The sequence below is a fragment of the Paenibacillus intestini genome, assembly GCF_030803945.1.
Classification (GTDB): Bacteria; Bacillota; Bacilli; order Paenibacillales; family Paenibacillaceae; genus Paenibacillus; species Paenibacillus polysaccharolyticus.
In genome coordinates this window covers 669,456-693,221 of record NZ_JAURUN010000002.1, presented here as the reverse complement: position 1 = coordinate 693,221, position 23,766 = coordinate 669,456, and the positions used below count along the sequence as shown (strand labels likewise).

Below are 23,766 nucleotides of genomic sequence, written 5' to 3'. Positions count from 1 at the left end.
GCATGTAACAACCTAAATTGAACATCGAATATTGTCGAATATCTGGTTCTGAGGGGGATGTTATGCATACGGCACTGCTGTTTCCAGGTCAGGGATCGCAATATATAGGCATGGGACAAGAGCTGTTTTCCAGTTCCATAGTAGCCAAAAGAACGTTTGAAGAGGCCTCAGAGATCTTGGGATACAGCGTATCGAACCTTTGTTTTCAAGGAAGTTTGGCAGAGCTAACCCGGACCGATTACGCACAGCCGTGTATTTTGACGGTTAGCATCGCTGCCTTTCGTGTGTTAATGGAGAGAATGGAACGTGAGCCAGTCTATCTGGCAGGGCACAGTCTTGGAGAAATTACGGCGCTTACTGCTTCGGGAGCATTACATTTTGCAGATGCCATTCGCCTTGTCCGTTATAGAGGCATGTTGATGCGAGATGCCCAGAAGAATAAAGCTGGCTCCATGATGGCTATCTATGGGCTTGCTTCTCAAGTCATTGAGAAGGAATGCCTAGAGCCTGAATATCGAGGCTTGGTGGTCATTTCCAATCTGAACTCCAGTCGCCAAACTGTCGTTTCCGGTCAAGTGAATGCGCTTACAAAGATAAAAGAACGCTTTATTGACTTAGGAGGTCATGTTACATCGCTCCAGGTGGGCGGTGCCTTCCATAGCCCATTCATGAAGAATGCGGCCATGCAATTGTATGATGAACTTGGTCGTATCCCTTTTCATTCCATGCGCTATTCCGTGCTTTCCAATGTTACAGCACTTCCTTATCCTTCAGTGACTTGCATCCCCTCTTTTTTGTCGGAACAAATGGTAGAAAGAGTCCGCTGGCAGGGGTGTGTGCAATTCCTAATGGAGAGGCAGGTTAACAACCTGATCGAGGTTGGACCAGGCAGCGTGTTAAGTAATATGTTGCGGAGAGAGAAGCTTGATGCATGTATGATCCAGTCTATAGACACAAAGGAGAATCTGCAGAAGCTGATAAATGAGAGGATGCCTAAGGGGACGGGAGCAGTCTCCTATGCCCGTTATTTAAAGGCGGCACTTTGCGCCAAAAACTACAATATTCACGGGGAAACTTCGGATTATCTGGAAGAGGTCGCGGGGCCGTTTCGGGAACTGGAGCAACTTGCTAGGGCAGGCGATGTTGCAGGCGGTAATGCTAAAGCACTCGAAGCGTTACATCACATTTTGGATTGTAAGATGACTCCTGCTTTACAACGGGGAGATATTCTCAGTCATATAGCTGAAGAAGGAGTGGTTCGGCATGTTTAGCACACTCAATGAGGCCCTGAATCATCACACTGTTCTGGAAGAGCGAGGGATCACCTTTATTGAAGGAGAATCCCAGAGCGAATTTTGCAACTTTGCGGAGCTTTATCGGTCCTCAATGTCTGCCCTGCATCTTCTAAGGAAGAACGGAGTAAGTGAAGGATCTGAAGTGATTTTGCAGTTGGATAACACCCGTGAATTCCTCGTTATTTTCTGGGCATGCCTGCTGGGTGGGTTCATCCCTGTTCCATTGACGGTGAGTAAAAATGAAGAATCGCTGGCCAAAACGTTACGTGTAACCGGTGTTCTGAACCGTCCCTTTATCGTAGCGGAATCGCGGCATGTGGAAGAACTTCGTGAGCATCTGTCCGGCATTCCAGATCGAAATTGTGCTCTACTGAATATCCAGGATCTGATAAACCAGAACCTGGAACATCAAGAGCAACCTATTTCTGCCCACCCTGACGATGTTGCCTTTATTCAGTTTTCTTCGGGTACAACGGGAGAACCCAAAGGTGTTAAACTGACACATCGCAAACTTCTCGCGAACATTTATGATCTGGAAGAACGTTTGGGAGCCACCTCAGAAGATGCTTTTCTAAATTGGATGCCACTGACTCACGACCTCGGCATGATTATGTTCCATTTGCTCCCGCTCGTGGCCGGGTTGAATCAGTATCAGATGCCAACATGGCTTTTTATAAGACGGCCTGTTCTCTGGTTGCAAACTGCCAGCCACTTCAAGGCAACAATGCTCGCTTCGCCTAATTTCGGAATCAAGTATTTCTTAAACGCGTATCACAAAGCTGCGAACCAGCGCTCTTTTGATTGGAATTTAACTCCAATTAAAGCGATCGTGAACGGTGCAGAACCTATCGATGTGGACGCATGTCGACAATTTTTAGATGAGATGGCCGTTTTTGGACTTGATGGGAAATCAATGAAAATGGGATATGGCATGGCTGAAGCTTGTGTGGCGGTATGTATTCAGGAGCAGAGCGAAGCGTTCACAACGTATTATGTCCGTAGAGATACTCTCAGTGTCGGGGACCAGGCCGTTTTTCTATCAAGTGAGGATGAAGCAGGGCTGGCACTCTCTGGAACGGGAACCCCCTTACGAAATAGTCAGGTGAGAATTTGTGATGATTCTGGTCGTACTCTCCCCAAGGGATATATCGGATATATTCAGATCAAGGGTGCGAATATTACAGACGGATACTATAACAATGAAGAAGCGACCAACAAACTTTTTACGCCGGACGAATGGGCCCATACAGGTGATCTGGGCTTTCTAATCCATAATCACCTGGTGTTTACGGGGAGAACCAAGGACATCATCATCATTAACGGCTCCAACTATTATCCCTATGATATTGAACGCATTGCAGAGGAATGTACGGATCTGAAAATCAAACGAATGATTGCTTGTGGAGTATATAACGAAGCTACAGGCACGGAAGAGGTTGTATTGTTTGTCTTGTACAGAGACAAGCTGGAAGAGTTCGGACGTCACGCGGATCAGATTCGCAGACATGTAAACCATGTGATGGGTATTCATCTAAGTGTTATTCTACCGATTTCCAAGATACATCAAACGACCAGCGGCAAGTTACAGCGTTATAAATATATTGAAAAATATAAAGAAGGAGCATTTCAAAAAGTCGAAGACGAACTAAGCAAGTGGCAGGAAATGCGGGAACAGGAAGCGTTGGTGCATAGACCTAAAGATGCGACGCAACAAGCGCTGTTTGAAATATGGAGCAAGCTGCTTGGCAAGAAATATTTCGGAGTCCATGACAGCTTTTTCGAGATAGGTGGGACTTCGATTCTCGTTATTCAGATGCTTGAGGAAGTAGACCTTTTATATCCGGATGTCATCACACTAACTGATATTTTTGCCTATCCTTCTGTGGAACAGCTCGCACAGCTGATTTCCAGTTCAGATGGATTGTCAAAAAAGGAGATACAGCTCCAAGCAGTCCAGTTGGAAGCGCCGTACTTCGAAGCGGAGTGGAGCGGAGCAGAGAATCAGTACCGTATGGTGATGTCCTCGTCGCAACGAGATCGATTCCAGACATTTTGTCACGAGTTGCAAGTTGCATACGAAGCCGTATGGCTTGCCCTTTTTTCGAACGCTATTTATGAAATATCGACCGGACCTAAAGTGACCGTGCATACCATGATGGACGGCAAAGGCTGGATTGTGCCTTTTCACGTGGATTTTGCGCAAGTTGAAAGTATAGAAGATTTGCTCGTCCTGGCTGGTGCGAAGAAAAAAGTGGGTGAAGCAGAAGTGTACCATACGAGAGATATTGAAAGACATGTGACTCGCATTGAACCTGGATATGTCCGCTGCCTGTTCGCACAAAAAGGGTGGTTGCATACAGAAGATGCCCTTCATAACGTATTTGACATGATCATGGAGTGGGAGGACTTAAAAGATACATCAGAGCTCTTTTTCCGCTACAACCCTTCCAGAATGAACGGGGTTCTTATGAAAGAGTTGTTCCAGACAGTCGCGGACTCCATTGAGTCTCTACTGAGTGTTGATAGGGTTACCAACATTTCGGTATCACAGTAAGTGAGAAGGGGAGAGTCGATGAAAAAAAGTTTGTTGCCTCGCCGTACGAAAGAAGATCATATTCCAGCTGCAGTTATTGAGGAGCAGTCAGGTAAGGATATCGCGGTGATCGGCATGTCGCTCAAAGTCCCTGGTGCGGATTCACTGGATCAATTCTGGAGCAATCTGTGTCGCGGTGAAGATTGGATTCGTGAAGCTCCAAAGGTCAGAATGTCAGAGGGGGGAATAAAGGCACCACGACGTGGTTATTTGACCGAGATTGACACGTTTGATGATTTTTTCTTTCGTATCCCGCCTAAAGAGGCAACGTTAATGGACCCGTATCAAAGGTTGTTTCTTGAAATAGCATGGAGTGCGATTGAGGATGCAGGCTATGGCGGGGATCGCATAAAAGGAAGTCGGACTGGTGTTTATGTCGGATCAGGACATGAAAACGAGTATAAACAAATGATCTCTTCTTACAATACAGATCTGTTGTCGGCAGCGGCAGTAGGTAACATGTCCTCCGCTATAGCGAGCAGAATCAGTTATTTGCTTGATCTTAAAGGTCCAAGTTTGGTCATTGATACGGCCTGCTCTTCATCGTTAATGGCTGTTCATCTAGCTTGTCAGGCACTGCTCTCCAGGGAATGTGACATGGCTATCGCTGGAGGCATTCAATTAATTCTAGATCCACAAGCCGAACAGCCCCAGATCGGAATTGAATCCCCTTCGTCTAAAGTCAGGGCGTTCGATGAAGAAGCTGACGGGACGGTAAGAGGAGAGGGCATGGGCGCTATTCTGCTTAAACCTTTGTCCAGGGCCATTGCGGACAATGATCTTATATACGCCGTAATTAAAGCAAGTGTCTCCAATCAAGATGGCAAATCCATAGGCATTACGTCACCTAACCGGTCGGCTCAAGAACAGCTTCTTATTCGTGCTTGGGAGCGTGCAGGTATTCACCCGTCTTCCTTGTCCTATATCGAAACGCACGGTACAGGAACACCCATAGGCGACCCGATTGAGGTTCGTGCTATCCATAATGCGTTCCGTCTGTATACCGATAAAGTCCAGTTCTGTGCGATCGGCTCACTTAAGCCCAATATCGGACATTTGTATCATGCCGCTGGCATTGTTAGTTTTATTAAATCAGCGTTGGCGCTTCATCATGAACAGCTTCCGCCTTCGCTCTATTTTGAAAAGCCCAACCCGCAAATCGAATTTGCGAATTCTCCTGTATATGTCAATGCTCACTTATCGGATTGGAAGAGAGGTACGGATGTACGCCGATGCGGAGTAAGCTCTTTCGGTATGAGTGGCACCAATTGTCACGTTGTACTGGAAGAGGCAAGCGAAAGAAAGGTTGTTCTTTCGCCGAATACAGAGAACGGACCTTCCTTGTTCACTTTATCTGCCAGAACGCTAACCTCTTTGCGGTCTCTGATCGATAAATATCGTCTTTTTCTTCTTACATCTGACCCACAATCTTTTACAAACATTTGTTATACCTCGAATATTGGTAGAGGCGTGTATGAGTACAAACTTGCAGTAATAGTACATCACCATCAAGAGTTACGGGACAAGCTGGCATTTTTGCAGTACGAGACTTTCGCCGGGCAATACGGTGAATTGGCGGAGGGAATCTGGTTCGGTGGACCTGAACAGGATGGCTCTTCAACTTCCTCCGACTTGAACTTGAACGTTGCGAAGCCAAGTCTGGTAAATGTTCATGTCTTGAATCAGATCGCTACCCAGTATGTTTGTGGTCAACCCGTCGATTGGAAAGGTCTCCATGCTGGAAGCAACAAGCGTGTAGTTTCAGTTCCGACATATGCATTCGATCGACATCGGCACTGGATTGTTCCTGTGATGGTGGAAGAGAGCAGTGGGGGAGCATCCCACAAACCGGAGGATAAAAAGGAGAATTCAACGATGGAACATCGGGTTGTCCAGAGCGCAAATATTCATTTTTTCACAAGCGCGGTACAGGAAATGATATCGAATATTTCAGGGTACTCCCCAGAAGACATCGGGATAAATCGAAACTTCATGGAGCTTGGCATGGATTCTATTTTGCTGGTCAATGTCAAACATGCAATCAAAAATGAATTTGGCGTAGATATTCCGATGCATCTGTTTTTTGAAGAGATGTCTACCGTCGCTGAAGTAGGGAAATATATTGCCAGTCAATCTCAGCAATTGCCAGAGTCTCCGATTCTAAACGGGCAAACAGAGGATAAGGGAGTGCCTAAGGATGCCGTACTTTTGCAAAATGTATATGTACATCCGTATGCAGCGTCATCAGAGGAAGAGCGCGAATCGAGTAATCTATCCGTAGCAGGTTCAGGTCTGGAGGGCATTGTACAGAAGCAACTGGACTTGATGACTCTCCAACTTTCCATGCTACAGGCAGGTTCTGCAGGATCGGAAGCTTCTGCAATTCGTTTGTCGGCGGCGACAGCGGTACAGGCGAATAAATCGGTGGAAAAAGACTATTTTAACAATTCGACGGATAGCCAGAGCGTGCCCTCTAATCTTACAAAAGAACGTGTACAGACCAATCGGCCCTACGTCCCGTTCCAGAAGCTTGAAACGCATTCGAAGACAGGATTGAGCCCTGTGCAAGAGCATTTTATAGACGAATTTATTTCCAGATATACTGCCAAAACAGTGCGATCACAGCTTCATACACAAGCATTCCGTAAATTGGTGGCCAATAATCGCAATGTGGCAGGTTATCGCCCCTACTGGAAGGATATCGTCTATCAGATCGTTGTTGATCAGGCCGAAGGATCTGGCATTACGGATATCGATGGGAATCGCTATATTGACTTGACGATGGGCTTCGGTGTGAACCTGTTCGGCCATCAGGTGTCTTTTATTAACGAAGCAATGCAAGAGGCTATGCAAAAGGGAATGTGTGTTGGCCCGATCAATGGAGCAGCTGGTCAGGTTGCGTCTGCCTTGCATCAATTGACTGGCGTAGAACGTGCTGCGTTTTTTAATTCCGGGACAGAAGCGATCATGGTTGCCATGCGTTTGGCTCGAGCGGCTACAAACCGAAGAAAAATAGTGATCTTTTCAGGTTCTTATCACGGTACTTTCGATGGTGTTTTGGCTATGAGTGCAGGACTTGGAGGCAGTAGCACACCAATCGCTCCAGGGATTTTGCAAGGTATGGTGGATGATCTGATTGTCCTGAATTACGATCATCCCGAATCACTGCGGATCATCGAACAGCGTGCTGGAGAGCTGGCAGCAGTACTGGTAGAACCGGTACAAAGCCGTAGGCCAGACATTCAGCCAACCGCCTTTCTCAAAAAGCTGCGTTCGTTGACCGCCTCAGAGGGCATCGCTTTGATTTTTGATGAAGTCATCACCGGATTTCGGATTCATCCTGGAGGTGCACAGGCATGGTTCGGCATTGAAGCCGATATGGTGGTCTATGGCAAGGTGGTCGGTGGAGGTTTGCCGATTGGCATCGTCGCTGGAAAAGAACGATATTTGGACGGCATAGACGGAGGGATGTGGTCTTTTGGGGATTCCTCGTTCCCTCCGCATGAAGAACGGAGAACATTTGTAGCCGGAACGTTCTGCCAGCATCCGTTGGCTATGAATGCTGCTCTGGCAGTCCTGCAGCGGTTGCAGGAGGAAGGTCCGGCCCTTCAGGAGCAATTGAACAGGAAAACGGCGGCTTTGGCAGACAGATTGAATCATTATTTTGCAGAAGAACTGGTGCCGCTTGAGATTGTGCATTTTGGTTCCTTGTTCCGTTTTGTGCAAAAGTCTGATCTGGAGCTTCTGTACTACTTGTTAATCGAGAAAGGAATTTATATTTGGGAAGGCCGAAACTGCTTTTTATCCACAGCTCATTCGGAAGCGGATATCGATCGTATTGTAGATGCCGTGCAATCGAGCGTAGAGGAATTGCGAAGTGCCGGATTCCTGCCTCCGAGTTCACCGACCTCGCCGGGAGGCGGGAGAAAGCAAGCCGGCAAAGCATTGACCGTAGAAGTGGGGAGACAAGCCGAGCCTCATCCGCTTACATCGGAACAGACGCAACTCTGGTTTGCATCCCTGGCCAATGACCATATGAGCGATGCTTACGTGGAATCTGTTGTACTTCGTTTGGAAGGAGCAGTGGATAGCGAAAGGTTACGGGAAGCCGTTCGTTATGTGGTCCAAAGACACGGGATGTTGCGAACCCATTTTTCTAACGATGAAGGGTTGTATTACACGGAGCTGTTTGAGAATGTAGCTTCGAAAATTATGTTTGAAGAAGCGGAAGATATAGAAGAGTCAAAGGGTTTGCCCAGATCCATTCAACAAAAATGGACCCATGGATTTGATCTGTCCAACAGTCCTTTGATCCGCTTTTGTCTGTTACATCATGGACAGCATCAGTATAGACTCATCATGCAAGTGCATCATTTAGTAGCAGATGGCTGGTCCATTGTTCAGATTTTGAAAGAGATTGCCGGATATTACACGATGCAAAATCGGTTGCAGTCTCCTGACCCTGTATTGTTTTCTGCATTTGCACAGTGGCAACATAATCTGCCGCTGGAGGAGAAGCAACATGCTAGGGCATTTTGGACTAAACGACTCTCCGCTCCGAAGCCGGAGTTGGTTGTATCTGCTAGACTCGCTTCGGAGTCTGTCTCACTCTATCCGGGAATGCGTCTGTACAGGAACTTAAATACTGAATTCACGGCAGAGTTGAGGGCATTTGGCAAAAAAAAGGGTGTCTCCTTATTTATGCTTATGCTTGCGGCATACAACATGCTGTTATCTCGAATTTCAGGTCTCCAGCAGATCACGGTTGGTATTCCCGTGGCTGGTCAGCTCCAGATGGGGCTGCCACAATTGGTGGGTCAATGTGTCAACTTACTGCCCTTTTCAAGCCAGTTGCCAGCTAAGGAAGAACTATCCGAATACGCGACACAAGTAAGGAGCGAAATGCTTGAGCTACTGGAGCACCAACGTTGCTCTTACGTAGATATCGTTACAGCGCTAGTCACGGAAGGAGGATCTGTTTATCCTCCGGTCATCAATACCATTTTTAATTTTGACAAAACGCCTGAATTTCACTTCGAAGACCTGAGAGTACAGCTTGAGTCGTTTCCGCCATCGTCCTTCAAATACCCGATCAGCATGAATGTTCTTGAGGTGGATCAAGAATTGGTGCTGGAATTAGATGTGGGGGATGGAGTATGTGGACGGGAAGAGGCCGAAGGCTGGCTTGAAACATACACCTTATTACTGGATACGCTTGAGTCCAAAGTATGGAAGGAAGGAGAGGCAGAACCAAAGTCTCGGTGTAGTAAAATACATACTTTGTTATCGACACCATCGTTTGTTTCATCCGAGAAGCTTGCTGCTTCCCTTAATCCGTACAGAAATGATCTCACTGCCGAGCAAGCTCGGAAAAACGTAAACGATAGAGCTGCAGGGTATACCCCTCCGGTTACGGAAATGCAGATCAGGATTCATCGGATATGGCTTGAAATGATGAAGCTGGAAAAAGCCAGCATTCATGATCATTTCCTGGAAGTGGGTGGTAATTCACTTGCAGCGACAGTCATTACGGTTCGACTTCAGGAAGAGTTAGGGATCAACGTTCCGCTAAGTCTGTTGTTCCGCCATCCAACGATCGCGGAGTTAGCACAGGTGTTGGACGATGTTTCCACGGCTGAATCCCTTCGGATTCCGAAGGCGCGTTCAGCCGATTGCTACCCACAGTCCGCTTCTCAGCGTTCGATCTTTGCTGTAGAGAAACTGGGTAGAGCAGGTACGGCCTACAACGTCACCGGACTGATCACTGTGGAGGGCTCGCTTGACCTACAGCGCTTGAAAGTGGCGGTCAACTCGCTGGTGAAAAGGCATGAATGTTTGCGAACCATTTTTGATCTGGATGAAGACGAGCCGGTACAGCGTGTGGTCAGTGAGTCATTCATGGAAATTCCCATGCATTTGCTGGGCAGTGATACGACGGAAGAGATGATCCTGCGCACGATTCGGCCGTTTGACCTCGAAAAAGCACCGCTGATGCGGATGGAGTACTGGACTGAGCACAAGGAATCTGGACGGCAGTATTTGCTAATGGATATGCACCATCTGATCGCAGATGGACTTTCAGCGAATCTGCTGCTGGAAGAGTTAATCCAGTTGTATGACGGTCAAAGTTTGCCGACAGTCACGTTGCACATGAAGGACTTCACCCAATGGCAGTTGGGCCGCTTCGGCGCAGGAGATATGAGGGAAAGCAAGAAATACTGGGCTCAGCAGTTCAAGGACGGAATACCGCGGCTGGATTGGGGAATTCATCATCAGCGACCTTCTATACGCAGTTATGAAGGAGAAAGATACGGGTTCAAGCTACCTGACGAAATCCTGGCACGTATCAAGGCATATGCCGCGAATGAGAAAGTCACGTTATACAGCTATTTTCTAGCTGCATATAAGGTGATGTTGTCTAAATATTCTGTTCAGGAGCACATCATGGTCGGCACAACCGCATCGGGACGGTTGTATTCGGATATCGAACGAACTCCCGGTATGTTCGTCAACACCATTCCGTTGCGAAGCGATCTCTCCAGCAACCAGTGGTTCTCCAAGCTGGTCCATGAAGTGCAGGTAAATGCGTTGCATGCATTGGAGCATCAGGAATATCCGTTGGAACAATGGATTGCTCTCGAGAACGAGGAGCGGGATTCGGGTCGGAATCCTTTGTTTGATGCGGTCTATGTTTACCAACATCAGGCTCTTTCTATCGATCCGCAAATAAGTGGTGGCGTCAAGTTCACGGCTTCCGAGTACAAAAACAGAATGGCCAAGTTTGACCTGACACTGGAAGTTGTAGAGAAACAAAATGAACTGCATCTCGATCTTGAATATTGTACGGCAGTATTTCACCCTGAAGCTATAGAAGCAATGGCTGGACACTTCATTGCTATTTTGGAAGCTGTGTCCCATCAACCTGACGTTTCTATTTCGGAAATCAGCATGCTCCATGCTTCGGAAACCAAGCAGTTGCTCCATGAATTTAATGAAACGGATAACCAGCGGCTCCTTGATCAGCCGATATTCGTTTTATTTGAAGAACAAGTTCAACGTACACCTGATGCAATAGCAGTATCTTGTGCAGGCGTGCAACTTACCTACCTTGAGCTTAACATGAGAGCCAATCAATATGCTCAGGTGTTGAAGGAGCAGGGAGTGCTGAGAGAGATGGCCGTTGGCCTGGTTATGAGGCGATCTCCCGATCTGCTGGCAGCCATTCTCGGTATATGGAAAGCAGGTGCCTGTTATGTGCCGATCGATCCATCGTACCCGAGGGACCGTATCCGTCATATATTAGACGACTGTAAGGCACAGTGGGTCATTGCGGATGCAGCCTATGAGGAATTATGCAATTTTTCGGGTTCAGTAATATTGACGGAGGAAGTGCACGGAAACGTACCTTTAACACCAGTGAACCTCGAACAGATTGCCGGGCCTGACGACCTGGCCTACATCATCTATACATCAGGTTCTACCGGCAAGCCCAAGGGCGTTATGGTAGAACATCGAGGTTTGACCAACTACATTCGTTGGGCAGATCAGACCTATGTACGAGGGGAAAAGATTTGTTTTTCGTTGTATTCATCCATTTCATTTGACTTGACGGTAACATCGATGTTTACACCCCTATTGTCGGGGAACCAAATTATTATTTATTCGGAAGATGTGGAGTTTGCGCTTGAACGGATTTGTGAAGATGGTGAAGCGGATCTCATTAAATTAACGCCTTCCCATCTAAAACTCCTGTCTCTTTATAACACAAAAGGATCAAGCTTGAAGCATTTTATTGTAGGTGGTGAAGCATTTGAGAGCTCCGCGGCAGCGGATATTATCTCTATGTTCGGTCCGCATGTTGAAATTTACAACGAGTATGGCCCTACTGAGACGGTCGTTGGCTGTATGATCCATCAATACGACCCTGCTGAAACATATAGCGAGGTGCCTATTGGCTGGCCGATTGACAATATGCGGTTATATGTTTCCGATGAACAAGGGAATTTGCAGGCGAAACATCTTCCCGGAGAACTGTGCATTGCCGGTATTGCCGTAGCCAGAGGATATGTGAATCAGCCTGAGCTGACTGAGGAGAAGTTTGTATCGGACAGGTTCCATGAACCCGGCAAGGTTTACCGTACCGGAGATCTGGTGCGTTGGTTGCCAGCAGGTGGAATGGAGTATCTAGGCAGAATCGATGAACAAGTTAAAATTCGGGGTCACCGCATTGAAATGGGAGAGATTCGCAATTTGCTTCTCACATATTCATCTATTCGAGAAGCGGCAGTGATTGTCAAAGAGACGGAAAGTAACGGAAAGCGTTTGTGCGCTTTCTATGTCTCGACAGAAAAGTTGGAGATTGCGGAGCTGGAAAGGTACCTCTCGACGTATCTGCCTCCATATATGTTGCCGTCCGAATATATTCGTTTGGATCGACTCCCGCTTTCTGCCAATGGAAAGGTGGATATCAAGAAACTGCCTGTTACGTTGGCAGAACCGACTCCGTTCGAGCATCCATCCCTGGTTGAAATCCATGGTGAGGCGGAGTTGTTGCAGGCATGGCGTGAAATACTCAGAGCGCCTGATGCCAGCAGAGATGATCACTTTATGCGACTTGGCGGGGATTCGATCAAGGCGATACAGATTGCGGCTCGTATGAAAAAGTGTGGATATCGGGTTGAATCGGCTGAAATTTTACGTTTGAAAACGGTGAGCAACATCGCCCCAATGCTTATAGCGTTGGAAGAGACATCCCCCCGTAAAACTTCAGGGCCTGTAGAGGGTGATGTACCACTGTCGCCTATTCAACAATGGTTTTTCAAGCAAAATTTTACCGAAATGAATTATTGGAATAACAGTGTGACGCTGATTAGTGTTACGAGGTTCAACGAACTGTTTGTCAGAGAATCACTCAGATTACTCACGGTTCATCATGATGCATTGCGAATGACATTTAAGCGAAATGGCAACCACATTCAGCAATCTTGTCAACATTCAGACCGGCAGGCTTTTGCATTCCAAGTAGCCGAGTCAATAGAGGAGACGAATAGCGAGCAATTCAAGGCTGTCAAGGAACGAATGATGGAAGAAATGCACCGGGCAATGGATCTGGAGCATGGACCATTAGTACAGGCGGGCCTCATCCAGGGGTCAGATCGGGACGAACTAATCTTTACGATTCACCATTTAGTCATCGACGCCATATCCTGGCGCATTTTACTGGATGATTTTTATGATATCTACATTGCTCTCGAACAGAATATCCAGCCAGTTCTGCCTTCTATATCCGATTCTTATAAGGATTACGCACAGAGAATGCATACGTATGCTGCTACTGGTGAATGGAAACATGAAGCGCAATATTGGAAGAATGAAATGGCGCGACCAGTTTCGTCGCTCATTGGGGACGGGATACACACGAAGGGTCAGGTTCGAGATAGTGGAGTGGCAAGTCTTTATTTTACACAAAAAGTCACTACGACCCTCGTACAATCGGCGACCGAGCGATACGAGGCGGATACCGCGTCTTTGTTGCTTGCTGCCTTAGGTACTGCAATGGAGGCAATGGGTGTTCGAGATGGTCTATGGGTCAACATGGAGGGACACGGCCGGGAAAGTTTCGGTGAAGCTGTAGATTATTCACGAACAGTCGGCTGGTTTACATCGCATTACCCGATTTATCTGGATACTTCAGTAGCCCAAATGCCACACCTTTATGTTGCACAGCTTCATCGTGAGTTGCAACGTATCCCTCACAGGGGTGCTGGATATAACGTAATGAAGTACATGCTGCCTGAAGCAGTGACCAGATCATTCCATGGATTTGAGATTGAGCCACAGATTTGCTTCAACTACCTTGGTGAAATGGATGATCGTCGTTATCAAAATCTGTTTCGGCTTTCGCAGCTTCCGATGCACGGAACAGAGAGTCCAGATGCGGACCGCCCGTTTGCAATCACTTGCAATGTGCTCTTATCGGACGGGCGGATGCTGGTGGAGTTTGATTACAATAAACATCAGTTCCAAGCAGAAACCATCCAGAGAATGTTGCAAGGTTTCCTTAATGGTTTGCAAGACATGATGTATGCCGGTGAGGGAGAGATAGTTACAGAAGAGGAACACGATGGATTTCAGCTGGTACCTTCTGCAGAAAGGGAGGTCCTTGAGCAGGTAGCGCCTTTTCCAATGCTCAAAGCTTATCCGCTGTCACCTATGCAGGAAAGTATGTTGTTCCATTACCTTCGGTTTCCGGATTCCTCGGCTTACGAAGAGCAATGTGTCATTCATTTGCAAGGTGACCTTAACCCAGAACGGCTTAGAGACTGCTTTCAGCAGGTGGTTAATCAACATGACATTCTTCGTACATTTTTTGCCTTGCGTGGGCTCGAACGGCCGCTTCAGGCAGTGGCAAAGTCATGGAATCTTCCCTTTGAGTTTATGGATTGGACGGCGGAACATGGCGGATGTGAGCCCGAGAAGCTTCAACAATATCTTCAACAAAATCGTGAACGGCGCTTTAATCTATTTGGTGAGGTCCCTCTGAGAGTAACACTTATTCGATCAGACGATAACGCGTATAGTCTGGTTTGGAGCTTTCATCATATTTTGCTTGATGGGTGGAGTGTAGGCCTTCTTCTTAGTAGCATCTTCGATCTATATGCCGATCTGTCTGATATACAATCACTTGTCTCAGTGTCGCACTATGGGGAATACATCGGGTGGCTTGAAGGGCGAGATCCTTCTGTGGCTGAATCGTACTGGGCGACGTATTTAACGGAATACCGAAGTAAAAATGTGCTACCACGGTTACATGGATCAAGTGGTGAGTATGTACGGGAGGAACTAACCCGTAACTTGCCAGAAACGCTCCAGGAAGCACTTAAGCAATTATCCGCCGAATACGGTTTGACGCTAAATATTTTGTTTCAGGCTGCTTGGGCGACGGTATTGCAGAATCTCAACGAAACTGAAGATATGATCTTTGGCGCAGTTGTATCGGGCAGAAGTGTCGAGGTGCAAGATATCGAGAACATGATGGGGCTATTCATTAATACGATTCCTGTTCGGGTAAAGTCAGCTTCGGGTACCTTTTTGGAACTCGCATCACAACTTCAGTGGGAACAGATGGAGAAAGAACCCTATTCCCATATTCCACTATCTTCGATCCAAAAGTCTGGCGGCGGGGCAGTTCTGGATCATATCCTTGTTTTTGAAAATTATCCGCTGGAACTGCAGCTTCCTTCCGGACTGGAAATGGTAGATTACGATTTACATGAGTATACAAGCTATGATTTTAACCTGATCATTGAGCCGCATGAGAACTTCCTCATTCGATTTGTTTACAATAGTGCCGCACATAGAGTAGAAGAGCTGGAAGATTGGATGAACTGTCTGCTCATTGTTTTCAGTCAAATCAGTGAAAATCCGAACGTGTTGTTGAAAGATCTTTTCCCAGATGAAATTGTAACGAGTTCAGATGAAGGAGAAAGTCTAATTAAATTCCATTTCTAGACAACCAGGGGGATGAAGTGACATGGATCGAACGTCGCAAAAAGAGGCTGTTTCCGCACAGGAACTAAGATTGCAAAAGAAGCACTGGGTAAAAAAAATGCTGGCACTCAAAACGGAGGAAACGTTGTTCACGTCATCCTTTACACCTCAGCATGAGAAGTCCGCTGTTCAATCCTACCCGTTTGAGTTGGCACAGAATGTAAGCGAACGGTTGCGCACCATGAGCGGGGAATCCAAAGAAGCTCTGTTTTTGATTTTACTGACAGCTTTAAAGACTCTTCTTCACAAGCATACCAGCAGTGATTCGCTTACCGTTGCTTACCCGGTGAACAGAATACAAGACACAAGCGAACGTTCGCCGGAGCCAAACTGGATTCCACTCATCGACCATTCCCCGAAAGGCTGTACTTTCCGGGAATGGCTAAATGAACTTAAATCGACATATATCGAGACAGTCAAACACAGTGATTATTCGATGGACCGCCTTGTAGACGATATGAAGGTTGTTCATGACCGGGATTACGCTTTTCTTCAACATATTCGTTTTTCCATTCAGGGGATGTACAACGTAACAGATGTAGAGAGTGAGACGCTGGGCATGCGGCTTCATATGTATTGGAGTCAGGACAAGCTGTGCGGTGTGTTAGCCGGCAATACCCGCTTCTTTAACACCGCTGATTTGGAGCGTTTTGCGAAACAGTACGGGGTTATCGTTGAACAATTAATAGAGAACCCGGATCGTCCGGTGGAGGCCAGTGGGGTGCTTGCTAGACTAGAACGCGACCGATTGTTGAACGAATATGCAACAGGGCCGCGCCGGACCTATGGTTCCAGTGTAATGGGTTTGTTTGCGGAGCAAGTCCAGCAGACACCAGAGGCTACAGCCATCGTGACATCGGATGCTTCGATACGTTATGCAGAGCTGGAGGAAAAAGTAAACCACTGGGCTACTGCATTGATTAAAGACGGAACAAAGCAAGGGGATATCGTAGGACTTTACCTTGACCGAAGCCTGGAGACGGCCATTGCAATCTTAGCCGTGTGGAGGGCGGGGGCATGTATTTTGCCAATAGATGTGCAGACGCCCGCAGAGCGAGTTCGATTCATACTGAAAGATGCCGGGGTAAATCGTCTGCTCACACAGGCCCGTTATGTTAGTCTTTCTTTGTTCCAAGACGTGGAACGATTACTTTCGTGTGGAGACCTGGATGCAGCAAGTAATGATGGTGAGATCCTTGCTCCCATCACGGCTGAACTGCCCGCTTATATTATATATACTTCGGGAACAACCGGGAATCCAAAAGGAGTAGTCGTATCTCATGGAGGACTGGTCAATTCAATCGCATGGAGAAAAGAAGAGTACGCATTGGGAGTAGAGGACAACACGATCCAGCTCTTTTCCTATTCATTTGATGGCTTCATGACGGGATTCTTGACCCCGCTTGTGTCGGGAGCAAGTCTTTTTATGGCTACCGAAATTCAGGTTAAAGATCCACTACGTCTGAAGCAATTGTTTATCGTATATCAGATCACTCATTTTATATGTGTGCCTTCGTTGTACCGCCTGCTTTTGCAACAGATTAAACCGGAAGACAAACTGTGTGTGCACCTTATTACGCTTGCAGGGGAGAGTGTCTCTCCTGCACTGGTTCAGGAAAGCAGAGAACGGCTTCCGGATGTGAAGATATACAACGAGTATGGTCCTACTGAATCCAGTATCGTCGCTCTCTGTAAAAGAGATGTGGAACAGGGAGAGAAGGTGACGATTGGTCGTCCGATATCGAACATGCGTGCATATATTCTCGATCATTGGAACGAGCCTGTTTCGTCGGGAATCGTTGGGGAACTTTGTTTGTCGGGTCCGGGTCTGGCTCGCGGTTATCTTAACCAGCCTGAGCTTACTGATCAAGCTTTTGTACCCAATCCGTTTATTGCGGGTGAGCGACTATATCGGACTGGAGATCTGGCCAAATGGACGGAAGAGGGGGAGATCTGTTGTCTCGGGCGCAAGGATGCTCAGGTGAAGTTAAGAGGATATCGGATTGAGCTTCCCGAGATTGAACAGTGTCTTCAGAGCTACCCAGGTGTTCAAGCGGCAGCGGTTGTATGTGAGGAAGAAGAAGGCATTCCTGTCCGATTGATTGCTTATCTTCAAACCGACGACATCAAGGCTGTTGAATTACGTGATTACATGGCAAGAGAGTTGCCTTTCTTTATGCTTCCGGCGCGCTATTATCGACTTCATCAGCTTCCGCTGTCCGAAAACGGAAAGTTGGACAAGAAGGTGATCTCTTCCATGGATTGTATCAACCTGGATGTTGAATTCCGAGAGCCGGAAAATGAAACGGAACAGAAGTTATGTGAGATATTTGCTGATGTTCTTGGATTGAAGAGGGTATCCGCAGATGAGAATTTTTTTACTGCAGGAGGACATTCCCTTAAAGCGACGATGCTGATGTCCAGAATTCAGAAAGAATTCCGTGTGGAGATCAGTGTAGATCATATTTTCGAAAAGCAGACCGTCAAGGCGTTAGCGGAAGTGATTACTTTAAAAGAAATCAGTGCTTGTCCGGCAATTTCGCCTGCAAATCCGGGGGTGCATTATCCTTTATCTTTTACGCAAGAGCAGATGTACACGCTGTTCTGTAATGATCCGTATTCAACCGCTTATAACATGCCAGAGGCTCTTGTTATCGAAGGGGATTTCGACGATCAGCGACTTCGGTATGCACTTGAGGAACTGACGAAGAGACACGAAATTCTTCGAACGACTTTTTATGCAATCAATGGTGATCCTGTTCAGGAAGTACACGATGAGAACGTCGTCTCACTTGAGTATTCTGAGCAGGCTTCAACGGATCTTGAAGAAACGATAAGACAATTTATCCGTCCATTTGATCTGGCAAGACTGCCGTTATTTCGAGCAGGAATAACGAAGATGGGGCCGAGAAAACATCTGCTTCTGATTGATCTTCATCATATCGTAGCTGACGGAGCCTCCATTGGCATATTCATCTCAGAACTGGCGAGCATCTACAATGGAGATTCATTACCTGAGATCACACTTCACTACAAGGATTTCTCGGTATGGCAACATAAACAGAAAGAGGATCGTGCATTTCAGGCTCAGGGGCAGTATTGGACAGATCAGTTCAAAAACGGAGTTCCCGTGTTGAGTCTGCCATATGATCACCCTAGACCGAAGCTTAAAGGTTTGGAGGGTAGCAGAATTAACTTTACCGTTGATGCAGCTCGCACGTCGTCTCTGAAGAGGCTCGCTGCCGCAAATGGCGTTACGTTATTCATGTTGCTCCTGACAATGTACCAGACCATGCTCTCCAAGCTGTCCGGACAGAAGGAACTGGTCGTTGGTTCGCCAGTCTCTGGCAGAACACAGGCCGATCTGGAACACACGATGGGCATGTTTGTAAATGTGGTTCCCATCCGCGCCGAGGTGTTACCTCAATTGCGTTTCACTGAGCTCCTGACTCAGGTAAAACATACGGCGCTGGGTGCGTTTGAGCATCAGGCGATACAATATCAGGATTTGGCACGGAACTTGGGATACACGCCAGATCCCAGCCGTAATCCGATGTTCGACACGATGTTTGTCCTTCAAAATATGGCTGAGAATCGTTTTGATTTTAGAGGACTGCATTTCTCACATGTTGGCTTCGAGCAAACTGTGTCCAAATTTGATCTTACTTTAGCCGGGTTTGAGGGCGGGGATGGTGTGTTGTATTTCGACTTGGAGTACTGCACCCGTCTTTTCCAAAGGGACAGCGTACTGCGTTATGTGGACTATTTTATGCATATTATGCAGACCGTTATAGAACATCCGCAGATACTGGTATCGCAGATGACGCTGCTACCCCAAGAGCTTTTGCATGAACAATGGAAGGAACTTAACAGTAAGAATCGATATGATGCAACTGACCTGACTCTACTGGAGCAGTTTGCCCAGCACGCCAAACGATCTCCCCACAAGGAAGCTTTGTTGTTTGGGGATTCATATATGACTTACGAACAGCTGGACACACAGTCAGAACTATGGGCTAAATGGCTTCGCTCAAGGGGCCTGGGCCTGGAAGATGTCGTAGCGGTCAGAATGGAGCGTTCCTTTGAACTTGTCATTGCGTTTCTGGCGGTACTTAAGGCAGGAGGGGTATATCTGCCAATCGATCCGGAATTTCCGGCGAATCGCACATCATACATGCTTCAGGACAGCGGAGCAGTGCTAATGATTACGGATCAGGCAGATACACAGCATACCGCATATCATATGCCTGTTTATCTGCCTCAGGATATGCAATTTACCGATGTGAACACAAACAACGCATTGCACAGACCACAAAGAAACAATCTGGCTTATATTATCTATACTTCAGGGACTACAGGCAGACCTAAAGGTGTGGCGCTAGAACATGCAGGACTAGCTAATCTTTCGACACTCTTTATCTCTACGCTCGGAATACAGTCCGAAGATCGCATTCTTCAATTTGCTTCTTGCTCTTTTGATGCTTCAATATGGGAGTTTGCCATGGCATTTTCTACCGGAGGAACACTGTGTTTAGTATCAGCAGAGACCATTGCTGATCCGGTTCACTTCGAGCGGTACGTGGAAAAGGCGAATGTTACAGTTATGACGCTTCCGCCTCCTTACATGGCACGTTTGCAACCTGAGCATTTACCTGGTCTTCGCCTCATGATCACAGCTGGTTCAGAGCCGTCATCGGCCATGCTGTCGACATGGAGTCAGCATATGCGCTGTGTGAATGCTTATGGACCAACCGAAGCATCTGTATGTGCAGCGATATGGGAATATCAACAAGAGGCCGATATGTTATCTGTGCCTATTGGATACTCCATCCCTCATAGCAGACTGTGCGTTGTAGATGCGGAACTGAACCCACTGCCTGTCGGGGTGTCTGGAGAACTATGCATCGCAGGTACTGGACTTGCCCGGAGTTATTTGAATCTGCCGGAAATAACTGCGAGACAGTTCATCTCCTCAGACCTGCCAGGGTTTGAACGGATGTATCGCACGGGAGATCTAGCCAAACTGCTACCAGATGGCAGGATGATATACCAAGGCAGAATGGACAATCAGCTTAAGATCAGAGGATACCGTGTAGAACCAAGTGAGATTGAGGCACGACTGCTACAAATAACCGGTGTTCGTGAAGCGGTTGTATTGCCTAGGCTGTGGGAAAATGAAAACTCACTAGTAGCCTATTACACGGGTGACCATGCACCAGCATCGCGCGAACTGAAGATCGAGCTTACGACTGTTCTTCCTCATTATATGCTTCCATCATTCTTGGTGAAGCTGGACGGGCTCCCTGTGACGTCAAATGGCAAGGTAGATCATGGTGCACTTCAACGTTTGGAACTGTTGCAAGAGGCAGGGGAGCTATCCCGTATGCCTGAGAATGAACTGGAGGCAACGATCGTTCGTGTGTTTGAACAAGTCTTGAATGTTCATGGAATCGGAACCGATGACTTGTTCCACGAACTGGGTGGCGATTCTATCTCGGCAATGAAAGCCAGCTTTTTGTTGAAAGAGCAGGGGGTGGCTCTGGATGTGAGAGACTTGTTAGTTCATCAATCTCCTGTTGCTCTAGGGAAACGGTTACTTCAAACTACATCTGAAGATGATCAGCAGCTTCAATCGGAAGGTTTACCAGAACGAATATCAGGTGGAGCGAAGACATTCGGTTCACAACAGAAGCAATTGCAACAGGTTTTGGGTGATAAGGAACGGAAACAACTGATGGCTGCACGCGCAAGCATTGCAGACCAACAAGAGGGATATAGAAGACAATTGGCGGCAGAGGTGGAATTGGCCATATTGCCTCTTACCGCTTCCCAGTCCACACATCTCGGACGCGCAGAAAACGTTGGTGTTGTTATGCATTTCCCTGCCGACAAGACATATGAGGATATCCATCAAGCCATTCATGGATTGGTGCAGGAGCAGGAAATGATGAGGTGTTTGTACAATGGCACTATGGCCAAAAGTTGGAGCTTGCGGGAGCATCCTGCCGGATTTAAAGTACCACACGTCAAACTTGAGTCAACCTGCTCCGAAGCAGTAATGGAACAATTGGTTTCGGAATTGTACTATGACAGATTTGAAGAGGATGGACCAGACCGTTTGTTGTACCGAATGGTAGTCATTGAGAACAGCAGAACCGGAGCGAAAGTTTTGGTGTACTCTTCTCATCATGCTTTATCCGACGGGTTAAGTTGCAGTTTAATTGCTGAGGTATTAACAGGGGCGACATCCACGTTGCACGGGGAAAAACATCCTGTCCGATATCGTGATTACCTTCGACGGATCGAGGAGGGGCCGATCGGAATCAGCTTTATGGAACTGGAGCGTCGCTTCGAACTGGGAACGTATCGTCAGCTTCTTCTAGGCATGAGTAACAAGCTCGCGGAGTTCCCGGCCCAGAAGAGCACATCGATCACGTTGGAATGGGAACTTTCAGAAGGAAACCCGGAGGAAGGCTGGCTGAAGGTGCTCGGTTTGCTAGCGGTTTTTGGACGGGAATATCTTGAACTACAGCATTTGCCTGTACAATTGGTCAGCAGTGGAAGACGATATGGGGAGCATACCTATTATCATCTTGTCGGTAATTTTACGGACTATATTCCATTGGTGCTGGATACCCATTCCCCAGCGGAGCAACTCTTGCAGCAAATTCAAGCATTGAATCAAACGACTTCCGCTCACCAGATCCGGTTCACTGATATGGAAGATCAAAGCACAGGCAAGGGGATTCTGCTCAATTATTTTGGAGCTATACAAGCGGAACCAGAAGATAACGTCATACCTGATGGGGGACCTTCTTTTGCAGAAGCGGCTGATCATTATGGGATCTATTTCTACGTCAGACATGTCGGTTGCAACATGCAAGTTCATATCGCTCTTCCATTCGAGACGAGTGCCGAAGAACTGGAGAAGAAACTGACAGCAGGAATGATTACGGTGCAGTAGCTCAAATCAATAAAACTTTCTTGAAATCTCCGGACATGTTGCGATGTTCGGAGATTTCAGACTTGATGTACGAAAGGGCGGTGCAGCAATGGGCACAACCGTTGTGTTCAGTTTTCCGTATTTTGGTCATGTTAATCCTACCGTGAGGTTGGTTCAAGAACTGGCCAACCGAGGGGAACAGGTCTATTACTATACAACAGATGCGTATATGAAATATGTACAGATGGAAGGCGTGATATGTCGAAGTTACGGGGATGTGCTTCCACTGTTGGACGAAGAGATCCCTATTCTTACGACAGACCCATTGAAAGTGTTGGACCAGCTTGTTCCACATAAACTGAATAAACATCAGAAGATGGTCCGTTTACTCCTTGAACAGGTGATGGAGGATGATCCAGACTACATTATTCGGGACTGCGAATCTTATTGGGGGAAAATGATTGGCACTATGCTTGATATTCCGGTGATTTGTTATATCACTACCATTGCTTTGAATGAAACGATGATGGATCTTCATCATGACTATTTTGTTGCCAATGTATTCGGAAATACGACAGGACGTATGGCGTGGCTTCCCGAGTCTGGCAGTTTCAGCGAATATCTGAATGAATATACGACACAACTCTCTCTTCCCTATTCTGTGGAATATAGGGCGATCGATGCCTTTTCCGGGGCGGACGACCTTAATCTTGTTTTTACTTCACGGGTTTTCCAGCCATTTATAGAGTCGTTTGGTTCGGATTATCTGTTTCTGGGTCCGATGATTCGTGAGGAGGAACAAGAGGGCGGAGACCTGCCGCATGTTGAACCGGATCTGCCTGTAATCTACATATCGATGGGAACCGTATATAACGACTGTCTGCTTTTTTATCGAAAATGTATCGAAGCATTCCAGGAACATCGGTGGAACGTAATCATGTCTGTAGGACAGCGAATCTCTCTTGAAGAATTGGGAGAGTTTCCCGAGCATTTTACTGTTCGATCCCATGTTCCTCAGCGAAGACTGCTCAAATATGTGGATGTGTTCATTACACATGGAGGTCATAACAGTACCAATGAAGCACTCTACCACGGAGTGCCTATGCTGGTGTTCCCGCAAGCAGCGGATCAGTTTGCTGTGTCCAGCCGGATTGAGGCATTGGGGGCAGGAAGCATCGGCGATAGCCAACACTGCACACCTTCAGATATTTCGTTTATGACGGAACGTATCCTCCATGATAAGGCTTATGCTGAGTCCTGCAAGAGGGTCGGGGAAGAGATCTGTACGGAAGGCGGAGTGAAGCTGGGCGTTGACGGTATTTTTGCGTATCTTGACGAAGGAGTTCTGATAGGTAATACAAATGAGTAATACGTGTGAATCGTAT

Annotated in this window: 5 protein-coding genes; all 5 read left to right on the top strand. The window is 47.0% G+C overall.

What is annotated here, in order from left to right; all coding sequences use genetic code 11:
- Nucleotides 1–62: 62 nt before the first annotated feature.
- From fabD to J2T16_RS08215, 5 genes are read left to right on the top strand one after another with little or no spacing between them, the layout of a single operon-like run.
- On the top strand, nt 63–1,271 hold the full coding sequence (gene fabD / locus J2T16_RS08235) for an ACP S-malonyltransferase (RefSeq protein ID WP_499018109.1): 1,209 nt from the start codon (nt 63–65) through the stop codon (nt 1,269–1,271).
- A complete protein-coding gene (locus J2T16_RS08230) occupies nt 1,264–3,849 on the top strand; it encodes a non-ribosomal peptide synthetase (RefSeq protein ID WP_499018108.1) in 2,586 nt (861 codons plus the stop codon). The genes fabD and J2T16_RS08230 overlap by 8 nt, the downstream gene beginning before the upstream one ends.
- An 18-nt stretch (nt 3,850–3,867) precedes the next feature.
- Entirely contained in the window at nt 3,868–15,399 is an 11,532-nt protein-coding gene (locus J2T16_RS08225) for an amino acid adenylation domain-containing protein (protein ID WP_499018106.1), read from the top strand.
- A gap of 22 nt (nt 15,400–15,421) precedes the next feature.
- Nucleotides 15,422–22,402: an amino acid adenylation domain-containing protein gene (locus J2T16_RS08220; RefSeq protein ID WP_499018104.1), complete on the top strand. Its 6,981-nt coding sequence runs from the start codon at nt 15,422–15,424 to the stop codon at nt 22,400–22,402.
- Between the two features lie 43 nt (nt 22,403–22,445).
- The gene (locus J2T16_RS08215) at nt 22,446–23,750 is read left to right on the top strand and encodes a macrolide family glycosyltransferase (protein WP_499018103.1); all 1,305 of its coding nucleotides are present in this window, start codon (nt 22,446–22,448) and stop codon (nt 23,748–23,750) included.
- Nucleotides 23,751–23,766 lie beyond the last annotated feature (16 nt).

Excerpts from the sequence above, each read along its gene's own strand:
- J2T16_RS08220 (WP_499018104.1), top strand. The coding sequence starts at position 15,422 with ATGGATCGAACGTCGCAAAAAGAGGCTGTTTCCGCACAGGAACTAAGA.
- J2T16_RS08215 (WP_499018103.1), top strand. The coding sequence starts at position 22,446 with ATGTTCGGAGATTTCAGACTTGATGTACGAAAGGGCGGTGCAGCAATG.
- J2T16_RS08225 (WP_499018106.1), top strand. The coding sequence starts at position 3,868 with ATGAAAAAAAGTTTGTTGCCTCGCCGTACGAAAGAAGATCATATTCCA.
- J2T16_RS08230 (WP_499018108.1), top strand. The coding sequence starts at position 1,264 with ATGTTTAGCACACTCAATGAGGCCCTGAATCATCACACTGTTCTGGAA.
- fabD (WP_499018109.1), top strand. The coding sequence starts at position 63 with ATGCATACGGCACTGCTGTTTCCAGGTCAGGGATCGCAATATATAGGC.